The sequence below is a fragment of the Mesorhizobium tamadayense genome (genome assembly GCF_003863365.1).
Classification (GTDB): Bacteria; Pseudomonadota; Alphaproteobacteria; order Rhizobiales; family Rhizobiaceae; genus Mesorhizobium; species Mesorhizobium tamadayense.
Genome location: NZ_RQXT01000014.1, coordinates 1 through 22717 on the forward strand (window position 1 = coordinate 1; position 22717 = coordinate 22717).

A 22717-nucleotide genomic window follows, 5' to 3' on the forward strand; every position below is an offset into this window, starting at 1 on the left:
CGTGGAGGACACGCGCCGGGCGCGCCTGTCGGCAAAGGCTGATGCGATCCTGACGCTGAGTGGGATCGGCATTGCCTTTGGCGGCGTTACCGCGCTGAGGGATGTCGACCTCGAGGTCAAGAGCGGCGAGATCCGCGTGGTCATCGGCCCCAACGGCGCCGGCAAATCCTCGCTGATCAATATCATCAGCGGCCTCTACCACGCCGACCACGGCACGATTGCGATCGACGGACAGCCATTTGCCCGGGTGCCGGCGAACCGCTTGGCGCGACTGGGCGTTGCACGAACCTTCCAAAACCTGGCGCTGTTCGGCGGGCTTTCGGTGCGTGACAACATCGCGTCCGGCCGCGTCCACACCAGGCGCGCCAGTTTTGTCGAACACATTGCAGGCCTGCCACGCGCCCGGCGCGAGGATGCGGTGATCGCCGAAAAGGCCGATCCGATGGTCGCCTTCCTGCATCTCGAGGCCGTCGCCGACCGGCTGGTCGCGACGCTGCCCTATGGCCTGCAGAAGCGGGTCGAACTCGCCCGCGCGCTGGTCGCCGAGCCGAAGATAGTGCTGCTCGACGAGCCGATGGCCGGCATGACGGCGACCGAGAAGGCCGAGATGGCCGGCTTCGTGCGTGCGGCGCGCGACCGGCACGGCGTCACCATCATCCTGATCGAGCACGATATCGGTGTGGTCATGGGCCTCTCCGACCGCGTCGCCGTGCTCGACTACGGCCGCAAAATCGCCGACGGCACGCCGGCCGAAGTGCGCGCCGATCCGGAAGTGATCCGGGCCTATCTCGGCACCGCCGAAGGCGAAGACGGCGAGGGCATCTGATGAGCTACTATGATTTTCTCTTCGTCATCGAGGTGCTGGTCGGCGGCTTGCTGTCCGGCGTCATGTACTCGCTCGTCGCCATCGGTTTCGTGCTGATCTACAAGACGTCGGGCGTGCTGAACTTCGCGCAAGGGTCAATGGTGCTGTTCGCGGCGCTCACCTTTGTCAGCCTGGTCGAACGCGGCATCCCGTTTGCCCTTTCGCTGCTGATCACCTTCGCGGTCATGGTTGCGCTGGGCTTCACCATCGAGCGGACCGTGCTCAGGCCACTGGTCAATCGCTCGCCGATGACGCTGTTCATGGCCACGCTTGGCCTGTCCTACATCATCGAGGGTGCTGCCCAGCTGATCTGGGGCACGCAGGTGCATGGGCTCGATCTCGGCATCGACGACACGCCCTTCGAGGTCGGCGGCATCCTGATCTCGTCGTTCGACCTTCTGGCGGCAGGCATTGCCGCGGCGATGGTCGCGGGCTTGAGCGCATTCTTCTACTGGACCCGGATCGGGCTGGCGTTTCGCGCCGTCGCCGACGACCAGTTCGCGGCACTTGCCGTCGGACTGCGGCTGCCCCGGATCTGGGGAACGGTGTGGACGGCCGCGGGGTTCGTGGCGGTTGTTGCGGGACTGCTGTGGGGCGCGCGCCTCGGCGTCCAGTTCTCACTGTCGCTGATCGTGCTGAAGGCACTGCCGGTGCTGGTGCTTGGCGGCTTTGATTCCATCCTTGGCGCCATCGTCGGCGGCCTCATCATCGGCGCCAGCGAGAAGCTCGCCGAGGTCTATCTCGGACCCTTCGTCGGCGGCGGCATTGAAGGCTGGTTCGCCTATGCGCTGGCGCTGGTCGTGCTGCTGGTGCGCCCCTCTGGCCTGTTCGGCCAGAAAACCGTCGAGAGGGTCTGACCGATGGCCGTGCAAGCGCTCGATGCCTCAAGGGCTCCAATCGACTGGCAGAAGTTCGCGCTGCCGGCCGTGCTGATCGTCGTCGCTTACGGCCTGATCCCGGCCTATGCGTCGAGCTATCTGGTCGAGGCGATCCTGCTGCCGTTCCTGGCGCTCAGCCTTGCAGCGGTCGGTCTCAACCTCTTGACCGGCTATTGCGGCCAGCTCTCGCTCGGCTCTTCCGCCTTCATGGCGGTAGGGGCTTTCGCCGCCTATAATTTCAACCTGCGGGTCGAAGGACTGCCGCTGGCAGTGACCATGATCCTGGCCGGGATTTCGGCCGCCGGCATCGGCGTCGTGTTTGGATTGCCGAGCCTGCGGCTGCGCGGCTTCTATCTCGCTGTCTCGACGCTTGCCGCCCAGTTCTTCGTGCAGTGGGCGCTGACCAAGTTCGGCTGGTTCTCCAACGACAATCCGTCCGGGGTGATTTCGGCGCCGCGTATGGCCGTGGCGGGATTTTCGCTCGACGGCGCCACCGGCCGCTACCTGCTGTCGGTCACCGCGGTCATCGCACTGACGGCGCTGGTCTGGCGGCTGGTCAATAGCGCCACCGGCCGCAATTTCATCGCCGTGCGCGACAATGAAACCGCGGCACGCGTCATCGGCGTGCCGGTGCTGAGGACCAAGCTTCTGGCGTTCGCCATCTCGTCCTTCATCATCGGCGTCGCCGGCGTGCTGTGGGCCTTCACCTATCTACGCACAGTAGAGCCGGCCGGCTTCAATCTCGACCGCTCGTTCCAGATCCTGTTCATCATCATCATCGGCGGGCTGGCATCGATACGCGGCGCCTTTCTGGGGGCGGCGTTCATCGTCGTCTTTCCGCTTTTTCTGTCCCGGTTCGGCGCCTTCGTGTTCGGCGGCCTGTTCGATTCGGGTGTGCTCGACATGAGCCAGCGCATCGTGCTCGGCGCCCTCATCATCATTTTCCTCATCGCGGAACCGAACGGGCTGTCGGCGCTCTTCGACCGCCTGAAACGACGGATCGGCTCAAGGTCCAGCTGAGCGCCGCTCGACATCCTCCCCTCACGGACCACAACCTCAGGAGACGCAGCATATGACCTTCTTTAGTCACCTACGAAAAGCGGCGATCGCTACGGCCTTCGTCCTCGGCGCGACGGCGGTTCACGCCGACGAACAATATTTTCCCCTGCAGAGCTACCGCGTCGGCCCCTATGCCGCTGGCGGCACCGGCTTCTTCGGCGGCTTCATCGACTACCTCAACCTGATCAACATCCGCGACGGCGGCGTCAACGGCGTCAAGCTGACCTGGAGCGAGGGCGAGACGCAGTATGAGGTCGAAAAGGGTGTCGAGGTCTATGAGCGGCTGAAGAGCAATCCCGGCATCGCCGCCTGGAACCCGCTCTCGGTCGGCATCGCCTATGCCATGATCGACCGCATCACCGACGACAAAGTGCCGCTGATCACTATCAACCATGGCCGCACCGACACCACCGACGGGCGCGTGTTTCCTTACGTCTTTCCGCTGCTGCTCAATCCCTACAGCGAGACCTCCGGCATCGTGAACTACATCGCCTCCAAGGAAGGCGGCCTGGACAAGCTCAAAGGCAAGAAGATCGTGGTGCTCTATCACGGCTCGCCCTACGGCAAGGAGACGATCCCGATCTATGAATTGCTTTCGCAGAAATACGGCTTTGAGCTGTCGCAGATCGAGGTTCCGCATCCCGGCAACGAACAGCAGGCGCAGTGGCTGACGATCCGTCGCGAGCATCCCGACTATGTGGTGCTGCGCGGCTGGGGCGTGATGAACCCGGTTGCGCTCAAGACTGCGCAGAAGACCGGCTTCCCGGCCGATCACATCGTCGGCAATGTCTGGTCGAATTCGGAAGAGGACGTCATCCCCGCGGGCGACGCCGCCAAGGGCTACACCGCCATCACCACCCAGGCGTCGGGCGAGCAGTATCCGGTGGTCCAGGAGATCGTCAAAACGGTCTACGGCGCCGGCAAGGGCAATCTCGAGGACAAGAGCCGCATCGGCTCCGTCTACCACAATCTCGGCATCGTCAACGGCATCCTCAATGTCGAGGCGGTTCGCATCGCGCAAGTGAAGTTCGGCAATCGCACCCTGACCGGTGATGAAGTGCGCTGGGGTGTCGAGCATCTCAAGCTCGATCCGGCACGCGTCGAGGCGCTCGGCGCCAAGGACCTGTTCCACTCGATCAATGTCTCCTGGGACAATCACGAAGGTGATGGCTACGTGACCTTCCAGCAGTGGGACGGCAAGAAGTGGAACGTCGTCTCCGACTGGATCGCACCCGACTGGAAGCTGCTGCGCCCGATCATCGAGAAGTCGTCCGAGGCCTATGCCAAGGAAAAGGGCCTCAAGATCCGCACGGCTGAAGACGCCGAAGCGGTGGTGAGCAACTGATCCCGATATAAGGCGGCCGGCCTTCGGGCCGGCCGCGCCACCTTGCCCTCGAACGGAGCGATCCATGTCCAGCCCGGAAATCCTGTCGGTCAGTCGCGTGGAGGCCGTCTACAATGGCGCCATCGCCGCCCTGCATGGTGTCGACCTGGCGGTCGGCAAAGGCGAGATCGTCGCGCTGCTCGGCTCCAACGGCGCCGGCAAGACGACGCTGCTGCGCGCCGTGTCCAATCTCCTGCCGGCCGAGCGCGGCACGGTTACCGCCGGCCGGATCAGCTTCGACGGCGAGGATGTCTCCAGGGCGAGCCCCTCGCACCTCGTCCGCAAAGGCCTGGTCCAGGTCCTTGAGGGCCGGCATTGTTTCCGCTCGCTGACGGTCGAGGAGAATCTCCTGACCGGCGCGCTCGGGCGTTCGTCATCGCGCAACGGCGTCAAGGCTGACCTCGAGCGTGTCTATGCGCTATTCCCGAGGCTTCTCGAGAAACGGCGTACGCGGTCCGGCCTCACCTCCGGCGGCGAACAGCAGATGACGGCGATCGGCCGCGGGCTGATGTCGCGGCCGAAACTCTTATATGGGGATGGTCAACTACAAACGGGCATCACGTCGACATTGTCATGTACCTCCGGGGCAATCCGTAGATCCCCATTCGATGAGTCCGTATGCGTGACGCGGTTCGCGAACGAACCCAGTCCACCTTATATTCGGTCAGGGCGCATGCACCTGTTCCATGATCCCGCTTGCGGCGGATTCGGACCCAAGAGACGAAACCATTCTTCAGCAGCGGCTGTTTGAGGCCATGAGTTTCGTCGGTTCGTCTACCGAGGATCTGCCAGGCCTGATCGGTCCTGGGAGATTGTTATGATCGATTGGCGTCTACGCTGATGGTTTCGTCAGGAGAGCTCCTTCTATAACGACTCCGGCGTTCACGTATTTCCACAGCGCAACAAGCAGTTTCCGAGCGAGGGCGATGATCGCCGTCTTCTTGTACCGGCCACCATTCTGGATGACTCGCGCCCTGAACCACTGGCTGAGTGCCGAATTGGGTTGATGGCGCACCCAGAGCCACGCAACCTGGACAAGCGTCGACCGGAGCCTAGGATTGCCGGACTTCGAGACTCCCTGCTCGCAATTAATCTGCCCACTTTGCCAGGGCGTTGGCACCAAACCAGCGTAGGCGGCAACCTGTCGTCGATTGTCAAACTTGCGCGACAATCCCTCAGACCACAGGACGGCCGCGAACTCCGGACCTATTCCCTTGAGGCTGAGCAGCAGGGCCGGTGTTGGCTCATCTGCCGCGACGAGCAAGGCGTCGCGTGCCTCTTCAACATCCTTGATCTGCTGGATCAGCAACTCGATGCGATCAAGCTCGCGGCTGATCTGCGCCATGAGCGCTGGCGGCAGTGGACGCCCATCTCCGGTAATGAGCGCGTCGAGGCATTTGCGTCGATCGCCTTTCAACGGTTCGTATCCGGACACACCTTGGCTGAACAAAAGGCCCTTTATCCTGTTGACGTGCCTGATCCGCTCGTTCGTCAGCGCCTTCCGCTCCCGCACCAACCGGCGACGGTCTTCCTCCTCCGGCGTTGGCACTCGCAACATCGCGCAAACCCGAGGCTCGCCGCGGCTGTAGGCCAACAACGATCGAACCAGTGCTTCCCCGTCAATCCTGTCGGTCTTGGCCCGCCGGCGGCGACGCGATGTGGCAATGGATGCTGGGTCCACGACATAACTCTCGATGCCTTCGCGTTCGAGGACCCGATGTATCCAGAATCCATCCAGACCAGCTTCCTGGATTGATATGACCCGGAAACTCTGCCCTGTCCGCACTTCCGCCTTTCGTTGCAGCTCTGCGAAGTGATCGAGCAAACCCGGAATGTCGCCCCCCGACACGAGGTGTCTCGACATTCTCTCGCCCCCACCTGGCGAAAGCGAAGTCACGAGCCATTTTGAACGAGACAGTTCCAACGAGACAAATATTGCGGCAAGATCGACGCGGATAGCGGCCGGGGCTTTGGTGGTGTTGGCTTGCATGCTGACCTCCAGGTGATGTTTGGCGACTTCACTCTGGCAGAGCGCTGGTCGCCTTCCATCCCCATAGGATCTTCGTACTGGACGAGCCGTCGATGGGGCTGGCGCCGCTGATCGTCGACGAGATTTTTGGCGCTTTGAAGCGGCTCAATCGGGACGAAGGTCTTTCGATCCTTGTCGCCGAGCAGAATTCGGCGGTGGCGCTGAAATATGCCGACCGCGCCATCGTGCTCGAAAACGGAAAAAGCGTGCTGGAAGGCTCGGCTGCCGACCTGCGCCAGCGCGACGACATCAAGACCTACTATCTCGGCGGCGCGCCGCTTCCACCGCAACATTTTCCCAAGGAGGCAGCAGCATGACCATCCAATCCAAGCAGCCGTCCGACGCGCGCGTCGCCGTGCCCCCGGTCGAGCGCCCATCGGCAAAGGCGCATGTCATCAAGACCGCCTCCGAGGCGATCGCGGTGGCGGAAAAACTGGCCGCTGAATTCGCCAAGGAGGCGTCAAAGCGGGACCGCGAGCGCATCTGGCCGAAGGAAGAACTCGATGCGTTTTCGCAGAGCGGCCTGTGGTCGATCAACGTGCCCAAAGCCTATGGCGGGCCGGAGCTCTCCTATGTGACGCTGTCGAAGGTGATTACGATCATCTCGGCGGCCGATCCGTCGCTCGGCCAGATACCGCAGAACCATCTCGGCGTCGTCGCCGCCATCCGCACCGTCTCCGACGAGGCACAGAAGCAGCTGCTGTTCGCCGAGGTCTTGTCCGGCACCCGCTTCGGCAATGCGTTCTCCGAGTACGGCTCCAAGCGTGCCGCCGACTTCGAAACCAAGTTTGTCGACGCCGGCGACCATGTCGTCGTCAACGGCCAGAAATTCTATTCGAGCGGTGCGCTGCTCGCCCATCTGGTGCCGATCGTGGCGCTGGATGACGAGGGCCGCGCCTGGTACGCCATCGCCGATCGCGGCGCGCCCGGACTGACGGTGATCGACGACTGGTCGAGCTTCGGCCAGAAGACGACGCTGTCCGGTACCGTCCTGCTCGACAATGTGAAGGTGCCGAAGACGCATCTCGTCCCCGGCTACAAGGGTTACGACAGGCCGACGGCCGACGGCGCCATCTTCCAGATCATCCAGGCCGCGGTAGACCTCGGCATCGCCAAGGCGGCGATCGACGAAACCGTCAGCTTCGTGCGCACCAAGTCGCGCGCGTGGATCGACAGCGGCGTCGATCATGCATGGCAGGATCCCTATACCATCCAGGCTATCGGCGACCTTCGCCTGCGAGCCAATGCGGCCGAGGCGGTTTTGGAAAAGGCCGGCCTTGCGGTCGATCGCGCCGTGGCCGACCCGAACGAGAAGACCGTCGCGGAAGCACAGATCGCGGTTGCCGAATCCAAGATACTCACCACCGAGATCGCCATCAACGCCACCAACAAACTGTTCGAGCTGGCCGGCACGCGATCCACACTGGCCGAGCACAATCTCGACCGCCACTGGCGCAATGCCCGCACCCACACGCTGCACGACCCGGTGCGCTGGAAATTCGCGATCTTGGGCAATTACTACCTGAACGACGTCAACCCGCCGTTCCATGCCTGGAGCTGAGCGCCAAGGTCGTCACGTCACAAAGGACTTTTTATGAGCACTGCCACCCCCGACAGGATCAAGGTCCTGTGGTTTCTTCCAACACACGGCGACAGCCGCTATCTCGGCACCTCCGAGGGCGGCAGGGCAGTCGACCTGCCTTATCTCACCCAGGTCGCCAAGGCGGCCGACGCGATCGGCTACTATGGTGCGTTGCTGCCGACCGGGCGCAGTTGCGAGGACAGCTGGGTGGTGGCGTCGGCGCTGGCGCCGCTGACGCAACGGCTGCGCTTTCTCGTTGCGGTCCGTCCGGGGCTGCAATCTCCGACGCTTGCAGCACGCATGACCTCGACGCTCGACCGTATTTCCGGCGGGCGCCTGCTCATCAACGTGGTCACCGGCGGCGATCCGGTCGAGAACAAGGGCGACGGCATCTTCCTCAGCCATGACGAGCGCTATGAGGTGACGCGGGAATTCCTCGACATCTACAAGGCGGTGCTGCGCGGCGAAACCGTCGCTTTCGAAGGCAAGCATTTCCGCATCGAAGACGGACGGCTGCTGTTCCCGCCGGTGCAGACGCCGCACCCGCCGCTCTATTTCGGCGGCTCGTCGGAATCGGCCAACGCGGTCGCCGCCGAGCAGATCGACAAATACCTGACCTGGGGCGAGCCGCCGGCGGACGTCGCGGCAAAGGTTGACCATGTGCGCGGCCTTGCCGAGAAGGCCGGCCGCGAAGTGAGCTTCGGCATCCGATTGCATGTCATCGTCCGCGAAACCAATGACGAGGCTTGGGCTGATGCCGACCGCCTGATCAGCCGCCTCGACGATAAGACGATCGCCGAGGCGCAGAAGGTTTTCGCGCGCATGGATTCCGTCGGCCAGTCGCGCATGAGCCGGCTGCATGGCGGCCGTCGCGACAAGCTCGAAATCAGTCCGAACCTATGGGCCGGTGTCGGCCTGGTTCGCGGCGGCGCCGGCACCGCCTTGGTCGGCGATGCGGCCGCCGTGGCGGAACGGATCGAGGAATACCGGAGCATTGGCATCGATACCTTCATCCTGTCCGGCTATCCGCATCTGGAGGAGGCCTATCGCTTCGGCGAACTGGTGTTGCCGTTGTTGCCGCTCGATCATGAAATCTCGACACGAGCGACGGCCGTGAACATGGGGCCCTTCGGCGAAACGGTGGCCGGCGACCATCGGCCGTCGGCGCTGCGCGCGAGTCAGTCTTGAGCACCAGGGAATCGAGCAGGGAACCGGTCGTAGCCATCATCGGCGGCGGCTTTTCCGGTGCGGCGACCGCGTTTCACCTTGCGCGGCTTCTGCCCGCCGGTATTGCCGATATCGTGGTCGTCGAGCCCCGAGAGGGGCTCGGCTATGGTTTGGCCTATTCGACGCCCGATCCTTCACACCGCATCAATGTGCCGGCATCGAGGATGACGCTGATCTCCGGCCAGGACAGCCACTTTGCCGACTGGCTGGAGCAGACCGGCGCCATTGCGAACGATGCCGAGGCTATTGCCGCCAATGGAGCGCTCTACCCGCAGCGTCGCGTTTTCGGGCGCTACGTGGAATCCCATCTTCAGCCCTTTCTGCTCGGCAAAACGATCCGCCATGTCAGGTCCGCGGTCGCGTCAGTCGAGCTCAGTGGCGAGGGCTACCACCTGATCCTAGCTGATGGAGGAACGCTCGCAGCGGACGCCCTGGCGATTGCGACGACGCATCCGCCACCGACCTTGCCATTGCCGCTGCAGTCCGTGGCTGGTGCAGCCGGGCTGGTAACCAATCCCTATGATCTCGAAAGGCTGGAAGCGATAGGACGTGACGACCATGTGCTCGTCGTCGGCACTGGACTGACGTCGGCGGATGTCATCGCAACGCTCGACCGCAAGGGCCATGGCGGCCGCATCACAGGACTTTCACGCCATGGCTACCGGTCGCGTTGCCACGCGGCTACGCAAGCCGATCCGATCGGCGACTTCACCGGCCTGCCTTCACGGAGCGCCACAGTGCTGCTCAGGCATATCCGGGCCACGATTCTAGATGCCAAGCGTCGGGGCGAAGACTGGCACCCCGTGCTCGATTCCGTGCGACGTCAAGGAGAGCCTATCTGGCAGGCGTTGCCGCTCGCTGAGCAGCGTCGGGTAGTGCGCCATTTGCGCGTGCTGTGGGATGTGCATCGCTTCCGCATAGCGCCACAGGTCGCGGCCGTGCTTGATCGCCGGATTGCCGAGGGCATGCTCGACTACCGCGCCGCATCGATTGTCGATGCCGAGCAGATCGACGGCCGCATCCGCGTCACGCTGCGGCCAAGGCGCCAACGCACCCGGACTACCGAGACTTTCAATAAAGTGGTCGTCACGACAGGGCCGGCGCATGCCGATATTTTCCGGACCAACACGGCGATTGCAGCACTCGAACGGTTGGGGATGGTCCGACTAGACCAGGTCGGTCTTGGCCTGGAAACTGACGGCCAAGGCCATGCGGTCGGCACATCCGGGCGCATGACCGACAGCATTTTCGTCAGCGGGCCGCTGGCGCGTGGCAGCGTCGGCGAATTGATGGGAATTCCCGAGATTACCGCGCATGCCGAACGCATCGCCACCGAAATTCACCAATGGTTGGGCTATCAAACGGCGTTGCGTCGCAAGGCGTCGTGAAACTGCAAACATGATGAGGCTATCCAGATGACACTGACCGAACGCATTCTGCTGGATGAAACCCGGATCCCGCTGAAATTTGCGATGCGACACCTGGCCGGAGCCGTCTCAGTGGTCACCGCAGGTATTGGCGACGAGCGGACGGGCGCAACTGTTACCACCGCCCATTCCTTGTCGGTCGAACCGGAGGTGATGGTCGTCAGCATCAACCTGGACTCGTCGACATGGGCGGCCATCAGTCGGCATCGGCATTTCTGCGTCAACGTGCTTCGAGCCGACCAGATGGCGATCGCCGAGCGGTTCGCCGGACGCGGTGGCCTGAAGGGTTCGGCTCGTTACGAAGGAGCCAGTTGGTCTGCTCTGGCGACCGGCGCACTGGCACTTGAAGACGCGCTCGCCGCGGTCGATTGCACGGTCGAGGACACGATTGTGCGCCACAGCCACGCGCTCGTCCTCGGCAGCGTCCGGCATGTGGTCAGCGGAGAGCCGGGTCCGGCGCTGATCTATCATCATGGCGCTTACGGATCGTCTTGAGCGAGCGGTACGCCAGTGAGTGGGCCGCAGCCACGCGCTCTTATTCTCCTTCTGGCCCGTTGAACAGTCGACCTACCGCTTAGCCCGGCTCTGGCGCAGCGCCCATCGCATGCGCCGCTTCCATCGTTCACCTCGCGGCAGAGGCACATCTTTCTGCCACCGCTTCTTGCGGCGAGTTCGTCCGTCTCCAGTCGGTGCGTGCGATGCATCCGGAACCGGCGCTTTCTCGATCGTTGGTGGCTCAGGAGGCGATGCGTCGGGCACGGTCATCTCCTTGGCCTGGGATACTTCTTCAGAGGTGGTGAACACGGGCTGGGAAAGATTTTCGCGAGGACCAATCGGCTGCCGCGTCGCCTCAGCGACCGCACCTGTCGTGTTCGCTTTCGCGACATCGTTGGCGATAGCGGCCAGGTCGATGCCGGCCCAGATCGACTCTGGCCGCTTTACGAGGCCACGCTTCTGTTTGATCTCGACGACAAAGGGTCGCTGCTGCTTCACGGTGCTCTCGGCGGACTTGGGGATTGCGAACGTCGTCTAAGCCCATCGCGCGCCGTCGTCCACCCGCCCCCACGCATTTTCCACATCAGGCCAGCACCCTCATGGTGTCCGCTTCCGGCACGCTGCAGCAGCCAGGTCCAGACCGGATGAAATTGGTCTTTGGCTTCTGTCGCGGACACAGGATATTGCGTACCCACTCGCGCGAGACAGCCTGTTGTACGCCGCTGACCATCGAATCCCGGTGGTTGTTCCGCGTTCGCCACGACCATTAGCAGTACCAACATTAGCAATCGCTGGTGCCCTGCCGGCCAGACTTCAATGACGGGGAAGTGGGAGGATTGCGCGTTTACGAGGCGAGCTGGTCGGCCGTTCAATCGAAAGCGTCATTTGAGGCGCTGCCTCGCCCGCGTGCAACTGGGAGACACGCTCGTCCAGTTCCTTGTCCACTTCCGTGAGACGATGGTTGAGACGAAGGTAGTCGGTCCAGGTCGGCGTGCGGAATGTCTCTGTCCATTGCATGGGCTTCTGCAGGTTGCGCTGAAGCGTCCAGTTCCGGGCACCGACGCGGCTGTGGATATGCCTGCGCTGCCGCATGAGCTCGAGGAAGGCCTCGACATTTTTCTCAGGTATCAAATATTCGACCTTGACCACGATAGGGCCGCTTCTCGGCTTCAAATTGAGAGCGACTGCCGGGGCGTCGAATGCCTCCAAAGGATCGGGCTCGGACTCGCGGCGCTCGCGCAAAGGAAACAGCACGCCAGCTGCGGCGACGAGCAGCAGCGCTCCAGCGGAACCCTCCAGCGCCCAGGTCAGGGAATGGCTTTGGGAAACCGTGCCCCATACCCAGCTGCCGGCCGCGATGCCGCCGTCTATCAAGGCGTAGTAAATCGAGATGGTGCGTCCCACGACCCAGCGTGGGCTCGCCAGCTGTACGCTGACGCCAACCCCGGACCAGGCGGTGACCCAGCCCGCGCCGCCCAAGGCGAGCGCGATCGCCGCCACCGCAATCGAAGAGGTCAGTGCAAGGGAGAGGGAGCACGCCGCGCAGGCGACGCACGCGAGCTTCATCAGACGTTCTTGCGACAAGCTCCGTCTGAATGTGCCGTTGGAGATGCCGGCGAAGACGGCGCCCGTCCCGAAGCCGGCCATGAGCGTGCCATAGGCGAGCGGTCCTCCGCCCAAGTGATCGCGGACAACCAGCGGCAGCAGTGCGAGAATGGCGATGCTTGCCAGGCCAAACAGGGTTCCGCGTGCGATCGCCGCCTTGATTTCCGAAGACATCGCCGTGAAGCGCAGTCCGTCATAGATCGCCGTCCTCATCGACTCGCGCGGCAGAGGCGAAGAGCGAACCTTCCACTTGCAGCGCCATATCGTGCCCAAAGGGACCAGATAAGTAAGCGTGGTCACGGTAAAAGCTGCCAAAAGCCCAAACGAGGCAACGACGATGCCGCCGAGCGCCGGGCCCACGGTCCGGACCGTGTTGAAGCCGACGGAGAGCAGGGTCACGGCAGCCGGGACATCGCGGCGGTCGACGATATCGCCAACCGAGGCCTGCCAGGCGGGATCGTGAAGAGCACCCCCGCATGCGATCAGGAAGCTGAAGCCGAGGATCATCCACGGACTGACAAAGCCCAGCGCCACAACAGCGGTTAGCATCGCAGATCCTATCACCATCAGGCAGCGGCCGGCGAACATAACCCGGCGACGGCTGAAATTGTCGGCAAGAGCCCCGGCGAACACGGACAAAATGAACGCGGGCAGGTTCGATGAAGCCTGAACCAGCGCCACCATCAGATCGGAAGTCGAGATCGTTGCCATCAGCCAGCTGATGGCGACAGTCTGCATCAGCCAGCCGAGAGAAGAGACCTGGGTGGCAAGCCAGATCGAACGAAAGGTCGGCTGCGTGAGTGGCGCAAACGTCTTTGGTGCAGCCAAATCTTCAACTGATCCAGCCACTCTACTCATTTTTGCGAGCCTTTGCTTTCCGGTATCGGCCGTCTCGCATGTAATCTCGACTGAACCGTGGCGGCTGACAAAATTGAGAGAAACTCTTTTGCTTCCGACGAATGCGGCCACAGTTCCTCTGAGCAGCATTTTTCGGTCGAGACGCAGACCCGAGCCGGCTCGACTCGCCTTGGAAGACTTCATCTGGGTGGAGCCCGGCTTCTTGCTTGTCGTTTGACGCGGCATGCTTCATCAACGGGCACTTTGATGAGCGATGCCTTTTGGCGAGACGCGACCATGTTCTTTCGTTGAAAACTCACTCACCAGCGGCGTTCGACGCGCTGAGTGTGGCTTGGGGGGAGTGAGGGCGCTTGCAGATCCTTGACAGGCTTGACGCACTGATAGACGCAGACGATTGCCCGGCCGCGATCGAAGAGGCGCGCGCCTTGCTTCATCAATTCAAACCAAGGTCCGATGCGCTCACACATGCGATCGACTTTCTGCTCGATCTGATGACGCTGTCTTTCGTTGTTGAGTGTTACGGACGTGGCTTTGAACTTCTGGCGCGAACGCTTGCCCGCAGACGGCTGGCAAAGGTCAGACTTTTGTCGGGAGGGGTCGATTGCGCCAGGCAGAAATGACACCCAAAGCCTGAGGGCTGGATGCGGCCATCACGCCACGTTCCGCACAGGGACGAAGGATGACGTTGCACCACCAAAAAAATAGGGCCATCGGAAAACCGAGGGCCCTTTAGGTGTGAAGGTCAAAACCTCCAGAGGGGAACAGCCGATTGCGATGCAACTGCGAGGAAACCATCGCGTCCATCGGCTTTAGCCTTAATGGCTAAAGGCTGGGCGATGCGCAAACACATTTTGTGCAAAGCAGCTATGCAGGAACGGCGAGGATCCCTCTCACTCCAAAATTTGCGCTTGGAATGTTCGTGCTGATCGCGGGGTGCTGATGAAGGAGATCCGGCAGACGGGTCTGGTGACCGTTGCCTGACGGGCTGGTCAACGACTGATCCCTCGAAGCCGGTGCTCAACGGTGGTTCCCCTGAAAGCAATAAATGAGAAAAGCAGGCAGACCACCTAATGCAAGCGTGCCAATCGCGGTCGTCACGAATGTTGGTCCTGCTCCGGTCCTCGTTCCGCTAAACGGCTTCGCCGTCCTCCACTAACGTTGCGGCCCTTACGCGACGTGTTCCTTTCTTCCGATTGCTCTTCTGCGGGTTCGCGGACCTGCGGTCCTGCGCTGTCGGACCTCGTGACGGCCGCGATTGGCGCGGCCTCGAATGGAGGTCCGGAAAAATGGACAGGAAGAGCAACAAATCCCGCGTCGATATCTACGCGAAGATCACCGACCGCATCGTCGCGGACCTGGAAAAGGGCGTGCGTCCGTGGGTGAAGCCGTGGAGCGCGGCGAACACCACGGGGCGTATCACGCGCCCGCTGCGCCACAATGGATTGCCGTATCAGGGGATCAATACCCTGCTTCTCTGGTCGGAGGCGGTTTCGAGGGGTTTTGTTTCCCCAACCTGGATGACGTTCAAGCAGAGCGTCGAGCTGGGCGGTCATGTCCGCAAAGGCGAGACCGGCTCGATGGTTGTCTATGCCAGCCGAATCGTACGCACCGAAACCGATGCCCATGGCGAAGAGGTCGAGCGCGGGATTCCGTTCCTCAAGGCCTATACGGTGTTTTGTGCCGACCAGATCGACGGCTTGCCCGCGCAGTACTACGGCAATCCCGCGCCGGTGTCCGATCCGGTGGAGCGGATCGAACATGCGGATGCCTTCTTCGCAAATACCGGGGCCGTCATCCGCCACGGTGGCGACAAAGCGTATTTCAATCCGGCTCTCGATGTTGTGCAAATGCCGCCGTTCGAGAGTTTCCGCGACGGGCCCGGCTACTATGCGACTCTCGGACACGAAATGACCCATTGGGTCGGGTCGGAAAAGCGGCTTGATCGCAACCTCTCCCGTTACCACAAGGATCGCGAGTTCCGGGCCCACGAAGAGCTCGTGGCCGACCTCGGCGGCTGCTTTTTAGCAGCTGACCTCGGCATCGTGCCAGAGCTCGAGCCGCGGCCTGATCATGCCAGCTACCTGGCAAGCTGGCTCGAAATCCTCAGGAACGACAAGCGCTTCATCTTTGCCGCGGCGGCGCATGCCCAGCGTGCGGTCAACTATCTGCATGATCTCCAGCCGAATGCGACACAGATCGCGGAGGCTGCGTGATGTTGCATTCTCCGATCGTTGCCGGGGTTAGCGCAGAGCCATCCCATCTTGCAGCCGGCTGAGGATCCGCCATTGGCACCCGGTCAGGTCGGGTAGTACCCCAGCGGGCCGAGCCAGATCAGCCGCCCCTGCCGACGTCCCGCCCGGGATAGGCATTTCCGTGACCGTGTTCGCGGCCATCCATCCTTAAGCGGCAGATGCCGGACCTTCGGAGTTTCGCCAGTCGGCCGGTCGTCAACCGCAAACCGACCGAAGTGATGGGGCGGGTGCGTCCCTTTCCGGCTGTGATTGTCCGTCGTTCTGCCATGATGCGTCGGGGATGGCCGGGCTTGATGGCGCCTCACCGTGGCTGCGGTTGCGGTGATCATGCCGCTAGGGTTCGCCTGTCGTCTGGCCGGCGGTTTCATGGAAGGGCGCACCACCTGCGTCCTCGATGTGGCTGGTCTGACCGAAGGCCGTCTTCGCTACGCTGCGTCTCGTTCTCAAGCCCGCAACAGCCGGTCGCGACTTTCTTCCCCTGCTGGCTTCGCCATCATTCCGCGCGGAACAAGAAAGCCTCGTCCTGGCTGCCCTTCACTGTCGTTCCGGCCCTAAGGACCACCCCATTGCGCACGCGCAACGGGGACCCCGGTGGGTGCGGGCCGATCGCCTCCGGTCTGTCGACCGCTATCGAGGTCGCGGTGGTCGCGGCCCGAGAAACTCACGGAGACGACATCATGGCTACCATCGGCACTTTCACCTCAAACGGCAACGCGTTTTCCGGCGCCATCAAGACCCTCAACCTTAACGTCAAGGCCAAGCTGATCCGCGTCGAGAACCCTTCCGACAAGGGCCCTCACTTCCGCGTCTACTCGGGTAGCGTCGAACTGGGAGCCGCCTGGCAGAAGGTCTCCAACGAGGGCCGCGACTACCTCTCGGTCAAGCTGGATGACCCGAGCTTCCCCGCGCCGATCTACGCCACCTTGATCGAGGTGGAAGGCGAGGAAGGCCTGCAGCTGATCTGGTCTCGCCCCAACCGGGATTGATCGCCTCGACGAGGGCTCCGCTGCACGGCGGGGCCTTCGGCCGTTCCCAAGCGAACGCCGGCAGGCGGAAGGAGCACCAAGCGCCGCCTTTCGGGGGTGCTGCTCCTCGCCGTCTCGCCGAGACGGCAAGCGGACGCGGGCTATCGGATTCTCGATGTTCCTCTCTGTTGCCTGCCCGAGCCTACGGTTTCTCGGCCCGCCGCAAGGGCCGCACGGCCTCACCAAAATGGTGACGCATTTCGGCTCCTCCTTGCGCCGGTCGCTGCGCGAACCTTTCCCCGGTCCTCGTGCGCGCATCGCACTTGTCGTCAACGACAAGGAGATACGCTCATGACCTTCATCGATGAAATAGAAGAGCTGCTTGCCGAGTTGCGCGAATGCGTGTTGGAGACTGAAGAGCACAACGCGGTGGAACGCCAACTTGCAGGATCTCGTCGAAGCGATGGCTAGGTAGGGGGCTTGAGCCCCCCTGCGCACCCCGGTTTTTTCCATGGTCGTAGTGCGCCGAGCCGGAGGAGCTCAGAGGAGCCGGCGCGCGTAATCATCGTCGCCTTCGTCGAAACGATTCGGAGTCGTGGTCGCCGGAGACCGGCCGTCTTTGCCGGATCGGTCAGGCCGCCTGTGCTGTGTTCGCCGACATCCTGACCTGTCCTGACAGACAAAAAGATCAAAGCCAGAACAGCGGCGATGGTGGCATAGCGGAACAGGGATCGTGCCAGAACATGGCGGAAACCTTTTTGGCCCAGCGGCGCATAGCGAGGGTTCGCACGCGCGATGTCGCCATCATGCTACTCGAGGACAAAGCCGGTGCCGACGATCGTCCGAAGCACGACGAAATTCTCGGCGAACCGTTGGACGTTCGACCAATCCACTTACGCGAGCACAAAAGAGTCTTGAAGATCCCGCCTCACGAGCCGGGATAGCGGCGTCTACCCCAGACGGCTATCCTTTGCAGCCGCTCGACTTCGCGATGACCTGTCTAACCGCTTAGTGAATCACAGACAGACAGCATGCCTTCATGCCGCCTCACGGCTTGGAAGAGCTCGTTCGAGGCGCCGACGGCGAGCACAATGGTGTAGGCGTCCGGCCACCTCGACGAGAGAGGCCAGAAAGGAGGCCGTCACACTGGAGAATATGGCGTCAGGCTATGCCTCAGGCACCGTCGCCGGCAATCCGAAGCCACGCGAGGATCGAGCGGCGGCCCTCAGGGCTGATGCGGAGTTTCACCCAACGCAGCTCTTTTATGGACCGCGCCGATCGGCAAGCTCTGTTCAGGACCGCCGATTATCGGCCGTCGGCATGGGAAATAGTCGACCAAGAAGGCGACCATTTCCACAGGTGCCAAGCGTGCGATCAGGCATTCGACCGACACCAACCCACGACAGGGCATGAGCAGTCGGCCCACACAACTGGATCATGATCCCTGAACAAAAAAGCCCGCTGGCTCCGGCCAGCGGGAGGGCTGGAGTGGCCAGAACAGAGGTGGTTCCTGGGACAGAGTCAACACGCCCTCCGGACGTTCGTTCGAGGGATTGCTAAACACCCTTTAGGTCGGTTTCATTTGACCGGGGGCAGCTGTCTTGGCTTAGTATCCTGCTGGCCGAGAGCCGCCTGCTTTGCACTACCAGTCTGCTGGCCAACACAGCGGATGCGAATAAAAGCCGTTTCATGACAGTTCCTAGAGCGGCAATGTCCCTTTGATTTCATAACAGCCGAGCCGTTGCGCGGTTCCGATAGGATTCTGGACTTTCCGTGTATTTTGGGCGCATTCTCACCGCCGGGGAGAAGGGGCTTGGATAAATCCCGCTACGATGATCGGTCGAGCGCGTGGCGCAAGCGCACTGGCGCAGGACGCCCGCGCCCACGGCGCTGGGCCAGCGTGCCCATGCGGCTGGTCTTCGTGACCGTGGCTGCGGCCTCCGCTCTGGTGACGCAGTTTGTCACGCATAACAGCGGGTCGCTGCGGGAAATCAATCTGCAGAACTTGATCAAGCCGAGACCGGCAGCAATTGCTGGGGTCGCGTCTGTGGTCGACGGCGACACGATCGAGATCCATGGCCAGCGCATTCGCTTCAATGGTATCGATGCACCGGAGTCAGCACAGCAGTGCGACGACGCCAATGGCTTCCAGTATCAATGTGGCGTCAAGTCTGCCGCCGCTCTCGATGCCTTTCTCGCCGCCTCCCGACCGACCCAGTGCATGTTTGTGTCATGGGATCGCTACGGCCGCTATGTCGGCAATTGTAGCCGGGCCGATGGGGTCAGCGTCGCCGTCTGGATGGTCGAGAACGGCCAAGCTCTTGATTGGCCGAAATACAGCCAAGGTGATTACGCCATGCTGCAGGAGAAGGTCAAGGCGGCAAGGGTTGGCATCTGGGCAGGAACGTTTGAAGCGCCTTGGGATTGGCGTGCCGAGCATCGCGCTGACAATGAACAGCCATCGGCGATCGCTCCCCTGCTCGCAGCGTCGCCCAGTGCCTGCAACATCAAGGGCAACATCAACGCTCGCAGTGAGCACATCTATCACATGCCCGGCCAAGAGTATTACGATCGCACCGTGATCACGACCAGCAGGGGAGAGCGGTGGTTCTGCAGCGAGGAAGAGGCGGTGGCCGCTGGTTGGCGGAAAGCAAAGCGTTAAGTCACAGGGGGGCAGGTGTTGCCCTGTTTTTCACCTGCGCTGGCGCGGGCCGCGGCAACGCGGAGTGCACATCGGCAACGGCCCCGAAAGTGCGACCTATGGCAGCGTCAAGATCGCTGACTTCCGGCTGGCGACATCTCGCCCGGCCGGTCGACGGCATGGTGGTCAAGGCGAAAACGGCTACACGAGCAGGACATCGAATGGCCGCGCATCAAGGGCTTCAACAGCCTCGCCCGAGACGTTGCAAAAGCGTCAAGGGCATGTCGGTCGGGGTGCGTGCGCGTATCCACTACATGAAGCGGAGGGATAACGCGGGCGTCGAGCGGCCACAGCTCCGAAATCATCGTCGACGCCGTCGAATTCCTCGCTTGACCCAAGCGCGACAGCACCAACCAGACCGAGGACACGGACGATTTTCGTTTTAAGCCCGGCCCCCGTTGTTCGTAGGTCCAAGCGGGCGCTGCTGCATGGCAGTGTTGTTTTTCGGCAATAAGTATCAAACAGCGAAGGGTGGGACACAGCGGACAATACGTGGTCTTTGCTACCGAATGCCGCAGAAAAACTCGTTCTAACCCTTCTATGCAAAGAGGCCTTCCGCTAGGCTCACAGCCAACGTGTGGGTAAGTTTCTGCTGCTATCATTCGTCCGCACATGAGTATCAAAATGCCCTCTATCCCTGCTGTCGACAACGCAGACTGGCCCCGTGCTCTCGCGGCAGCAAACGCATGGCGTGGACGCTGTCTCGATATATTTGCTCGAAGCGAAGCAGCCGTTAGCGATACGCTTTTGGTTCTGGCGAACGTATCGGAGCGGGGCATCGTCGTGAAACTGCCCCATCTGGTCGGCCAGCGATTCGAGGAGTTGGCAAACTTGATCGGACCAGCCGGAGCTTTCGCCTTGGAAGGCAAGACATCCGCAGTAGCTTTGTCGACCTTCCGCGCCCATGAAAGCCTTCGAGCATCGCTGTGCCACGGTGTCGGCAAAATTGTACTCGACCAACAAGGGGGTTGGTTGCTCGTGTTGCGGACACTTGCGTTCCGATCAAAGCAGCCGCAACGCACGGTGCTTGTTATTGAAGAGAACGAAGCCGAAGGATTGGTAAAATCGCTCCAAGCCGCTGGGCAGCGGCTCCGCTCAGAATTAGGAAACCTACGGCACACCCTGAGCCCGACCTGATAGTGGCGGATGAATCTCGACCCTGCCCTGCACAGGTGCGCGACAGGTGCATCGTGGGCGTGGCAATCTACGAATTCGAAACCGACGGCCGCCCTTCGGTCACCTGCCATGGTCCGCGTTCATACGGCGTGATGATCGACGCAATCCGCCAGAGGTGGAGACGCGGCACGATAGATGACCCCCGTCGAAGTATCTTCAGCGAGGAGAGGGTGGGAACCGACGTAGGCCCCTGCTGCGCCTGCGGGAAGAAGCTCTTGATCGGGTTGGGTTGGTCCCCTGCCCAGTCGGCAGTAGCGGTCTGCTATCGAATTGGATGCCTCACCGGGATAGCAAGACTTGTGGCTCAAATCACACGCATCCAGAAAAGCCGATTTTTTGCCAGGCAACGAACACCCGTCACCCCCAGCGGCTGACCCGTCAACCAGACGGCATCGCTTCTGCGCGTCGGGTAGGCGGATCTCGGCTGATAGCCGCGCATCCGCTTGGCGCGCAGCAGCTCGAGGAAAAGCCCGACGGCTTCGCCCTCGGTATCGAAGGAGTGCTGTACCGTGCGGCCGGTGGTTCCAATCCGGCCCCAACGGCGGACCAGGCAGGTCTGGCCGAACAGCGTCTCCTCGATCGACAGCGCATAGAAGCGCGCCATGTTCCGATCCGCCTCGTGGCGTTCGATATAGAGGCGATAGTGCTGCGCGATCATGGCGGACAGAATCGCGCAGCCGGACGCGCGCGTCCAATGATTGGTTTGAATCAGCGGACGCGGATCGATTCACTCGCGTGATGGATGGAACCGAACGTCAGTCGTTCAGCGGCATCTGTGATGGCCTTCCCCGGAGAGATGTAGCGAAGCCTCGTTGGGCCCGAGTCGCACGCGGGCGGTCGTAACGAATCGACGCTGATTGGCGCGTCTGGCTACTTCGGCTGGCGAGCAAGGAATTCCGTTATCAGGCCCTGCACCACCTCCTGCATGGTTGTCCTATTGCGCGCGCAATGGACCTGCAGCTCGATCATCTGCGAGACCGGAATGCGTGTGTGCAGCCGGGCTGTCTCGCCGTCTGCCTTTGGCCTTTCGAGCTTCGCTTTCGCCGCTCTGGCAGACTGGGCTCTCGTCTGCTCCTCCAGGCTGTCCGTTTCGCTGATGCTAGACTCCACTATGGCAGCCATGTTGCGCGAGAACGGATCATCCGAACGTGCACGCGATTTCAAGGCGGGCAGCGGGAGCTGGTTCGCGGTCCGATCGCTTTTCTCGTTCATGGCGTGGTGGCTCCGTTCAGTTTGCGGATGATCTCGGCAGTCAGGGCATTCGTCTGGTCGCGAGCGTCCTGCACGGCCTTGTTCACAGGCTGCGCTTCGTAAAGCGTCCCGGCCGTTGCGATCGAGGCGAAGGTCGGCCGCTGCGACAAAAAGGTCTCAAGCACGCTGGCGTCCGCCTGCCGCAACAGCTGGATCGCTGTGCGGAAGGCCATGGTGTTGTGCTCGATCCCCGAAACCATGTTGAGCATCACCGCGTAGGGAATCTCGCGGTGGCGCCCTCCAAGTGAGCGGATGTGCCGGATGAGACCGAGGCATTGCTTGACATCGAAGACATGCGCTTTCGTCGGAATCAGCACGAAGTCGGCATTGGCGACGGCCGGGCCGAGTGCGGCCACGGCCGTGCCCTGTACATCCACCAGCAGCAGGTCCTCGGCGTCGGATTGCGCCAGGCGATCGATCAGTTCGTCGGTCGAGCCGATGGGGATGACGTCGATGTTTGAAAGAGCGTACCCTGCGCGGCGACTGTTTTTGCTCCACTCCACCGCGGACAGTTGCGGATCGGTGTCGAGCACCGTCACCCGATGACCGGCGGCGGCGAATTCGCCAGCGAGCAGGATGGTGGTCATGGTCTTGCCGACCCCGCCTTTGGGGGAGGCCACTGTGATTTGCACCGCGCGTTGTTCCGGCATTGTTTTTTCCCAATGTTCCGTTCGACTTTGGCGCCAAATCGCACGGACGATTTGGCGCCAAAGTGACTTCCTTGCATTATGGCTATGCGCCGATGCGGCAAGGTGCGAAGGCACATAAGCGACTGTGTGATAATATGAATTTGTGCCACCGGCGCAATGTTTCTAGAGGCATGAATGATTCTGGATTATCGAATCACAGAGTCAGTATAATGTTGAATAGTAAATTGACAAGATACGCAATTTGGGTCCAAATCGCTGAGCAGGTCGTCGCTTCGCTTTGACCTGGACCGTCTTCGACGGGAGGCCCATCCGC

General features: G+C 62.0%; 21 protein-coding genes and 1 pseudogene. 16 read left to right on the forward strand and 6 right to left on the reverse strand.

Features of this window, described 5'->3' with window-relative positions:
- Position 1 precedes the first annotated feature (1 nt).
- The 5 genes from EH240_RS13665 (at position 2) to EH240_RS13685 (ending at position 4937) form a co-directional block, all read left to right on the forward strand.
- Entirely contained in the window at positions 2–826 is an 825-nt protein-coding gene (locus tag EH240_RS13665) for an ABC transporter ATP-binding protein (protein ID WP_124999032.1), read from the forward strand.
- Positions 826–1722 (forward strand): branched-chain amino acid ABC transporter permease, encoded by an 897-nt coding sequence (locus EH240_RS13670; protein ID WP_124999034.1) that lies wholly within the window; start codon positions 826–828, stop codon positions 1720–1722. Before EH240_RS13665 ends, EH240_RS13670 begins: the two co-directional genes overlap by 1 nt.
- Positions 1723–1725: 3 nt before the next feature.
- Positions 1726–2763, forward strand: a complete 1038-nt coding sequence (locus EH240_RS13675; protein ID WP_124999036.1) for a branched-chain amino acid ABC transporter permease — start codon at positions 1726–1728, stop codon at positions 2761–2763.
- A gap of 52 nt (positions 2764–2815) precedes the next feature.
- On the forward strand, positions 2816–4147 hold the full coding sequence (locus EH240_RS13680) for an ABC transporter substrate-binding protein (RefSeq protein ID WP_124999038.1): 1332 nt from the start codon (positions 2816–2818) through the stop codon (positions 4145–4147).
- Positions 4148–4211: 64 nt separating this feature from the next.
- Complete coding sequence (locus EH240_RS13685) at positions 4212–4937, forward strand: ABC transporter ATP-binding protein (RefSeq protein ID WP_124999040.1); 726 nt, start codon at positions 4212–4214, stop codon at positions 4935–4937.
- 81 nt (positions 4938–5018) lie between these two features.
- On the opposite strand, the gene EH240_RS13690 is transcribed toward EH240_RS13685, so the two are convergent.
- Positions 5019–6176, reverse strand: coding sequence for an IS110 family RNA-guided transposase (locus EH240_RS13690; RefSeq protein ID WP_124999042.1), 1158 nt, complete (start codon positions 6174–6176; stop codon positions 5019–5021).
- A 35-nt stretch (positions 6177–6211) separates the two neighbouring features.
- Here EH240_RS13690 and EH240_RS13695 point away from each other — a divergent pair.
- From EH240_RS13695 to EH240_RS13715, 5 genes and pseudogenes are all read left to right on the forward strand, one after another.
- Positions 6212–6532: pseudogene (locus EH240_RS13695) on the forward strand (ATP-binding cassette domain-containing protein); the annotation flags it as partial.
- The gene (locus EH240_RS13700; protein WP_124999044.1) at positions 6529–7776 is read left to right on the forward strand and encodes an SfnB family sulfur acquisition oxidoreductase; all 1248 of its coding nucleotides are present in this window, start codon (positions 6529–6531) and stop codon (positions 7774–7776) included. The pseudogene EH240_RS13695 and the gene EH240_RS13700, both read left to right, overlap by 4 nt.
- A gap of 33 nt (positions 7777–7809) precedes the next feature.
- Positions 7810–8985 carry an FMNH2-dependent alkanesulfonate monooxygenase gene (gene ssuD, locus EH240_RS13705; RefSeq protein ID WP_124999046.1) on the forward strand — a complete coding sequence of 392 codons (1176 nt, stop codon included), beginning with the start codon at positions 7810–7812 and terminating at the stop codon, positions 8983–8985.
- Entirely contained in the window at positions 8982–10412 is a 1431-nt protein-coding gene (locus EH240_RS13710) for an FAD/NAD(P)-binding protein (protein ID WP_124999048.1), read from the forward strand. Before ssuD ends, EH240_RS13710 begins: the two co-directional genes overlap by 4 nt.
- Before the next feature lie 27 nt (positions 10413–10439).
- On the forward strand, positions 10440–10946 hold the full coding sequence (locus EH240_RS13715; protein ID WP_124999050.1) for a flavin reductase family protein: 507 nt from the start codon (positions 10440–10442) through the stop codon (positions 10944–10946).
- A 72-nt stretch (positions 10947–11018) separates the two neighbouring features.
- On the opposite strand, the gene EH240_RS13720 is transcribed toward EH240_RS13715, so the two are convergent.
- Together EH240_RS13720 and EH240_RS13725 are read right to left on the reverse strand one after the other, a co-directional pair.
- Positions 11019–11444, reverse strand: coding sequence for a hypothetical protein (locus EH240_RS13720; protein ID WP_124999052.1), 426 nt, complete (start codon positions 11442–11444; stop codon positions 11019–11021).
- 315 nt (positions 11445–11759) lie between these two features.
- Entirely contained in the window at positions 11760–13409 is a 1650-nt protein-coding gene (locus tag EH240_RS13725) for an MFS transporter (protein WP_124999201.1), read from the reverse strand.
- Positions 13410–13759: 350 nt separating this feature from the next.
- Here EH240_RS13725 and EH240_RS37910 point away from each other — a divergent pair, with 350 nt between their 5' ends.
- From EH240_RS37910 to EH240_RS13760, 6 genes are all read left to right on the forward strand, one after another.
- Positions 13760–14029 (forward strand): hypothetical protein, encoded by a 270-nt coding sequence (locus EH240_RS37910; protein ID WP_167484014.1) that lies wholly within the window; start codon positions 13760–13762, stop codon positions 14027–14029.
- 666 nt (positions 14030–14695) lie between these two features.
- Positions 14696–15622, forward strand: coding sequence for an ArdC family protein (locus tag EH240_RS13735; RefSeq protein ID WP_124999056.1), 927 nt, complete (start codon positions 14696–14698; stop codon positions 15620–15622).
- A 716-nt stretch (positions 15623–16338) separates the two neighbouring features.
- Positions 16339–16647 carry a DUF736 domain-containing protein gene (locus EH240_RS13745; protein WP_124999058.1) on the forward strand — a complete coding sequence of 103 codons (309 nt, stop codon included), beginning with the start codon at positions 16339–16341 and terminating at the stop codon, positions 16645–16647.
- A gap of 626 nt (positions 16648–17273) precedes the next feature.
- Entirely contained in the window at positions 17274–17570 is a 297-nt protein-coding gene (locus EH240_RS13750) for a hypothetical protein (RefSeq protein ID WP_124999060.1), read from the forward strand.
- 869 nt (positions 17571–18439) lie between these two features.
- Positions 18440–19288: a thermonuclease family protein gene (locus EH240_RS13755; RefSeq protein WP_245436010.1), complete on the forward strand. Its 849-nt coding sequence runs from the start codon at positions 18440–18442 to the stop codon at positions 19286–19288.
- Between the two features lie 786 nt (positions 19289–20074).
- Positions 20075–20464, forward strand: a complete 390-nt coding sequence (locus EH240_RS13760) for a hypothetical protein (protein WP_124999062.1) — start codon at positions 20075–20077, stop codon at positions 20462–20464.
- Positions 20465–20807: 343 nt separating this feature from the next.
- Here EH240_RS13760 and EH240_RS13765 read toward each other — a convergent pair whose 3' ends face one another.
- The 3 genes from EH240_RS13765 to EH240_RS13775 form a co-directional block, all read right to left on the reverse strand.
- Positions 20808–21161, reverse strand: a complete 354-nt coding sequence (locus tag EH240_RS13765; protein ID WP_124999064.1) for a WGR domain-containing protein — start codon at positions 21159–21161, stop codon at positions 20808–20810.
- Between the two features lie 212 nt (positions 21162–21373).
- Positions 21374–21715, reverse strand: coding sequence for a hypothetical protein (locus EH240_RS13770; RefSeq protein WP_124999066.1), 342 nt, complete (start codon positions 21713–21715; stop codon positions 21374–21376).
- A complete protein-coding gene (locus EH240_RS13775; protein WP_124999068.1) occupies positions 21712–22404 on the reverse strand; it encodes a ParA family protein in 693 nt (230 codons plus the stop codon). The genes EH240_RS13770 and EH240_RS13775 overlap by 4 nt, the downstream gene beginning before the upstream one ends.
- Positions 22405–22717: the final 313 nt, after the last annotated feature.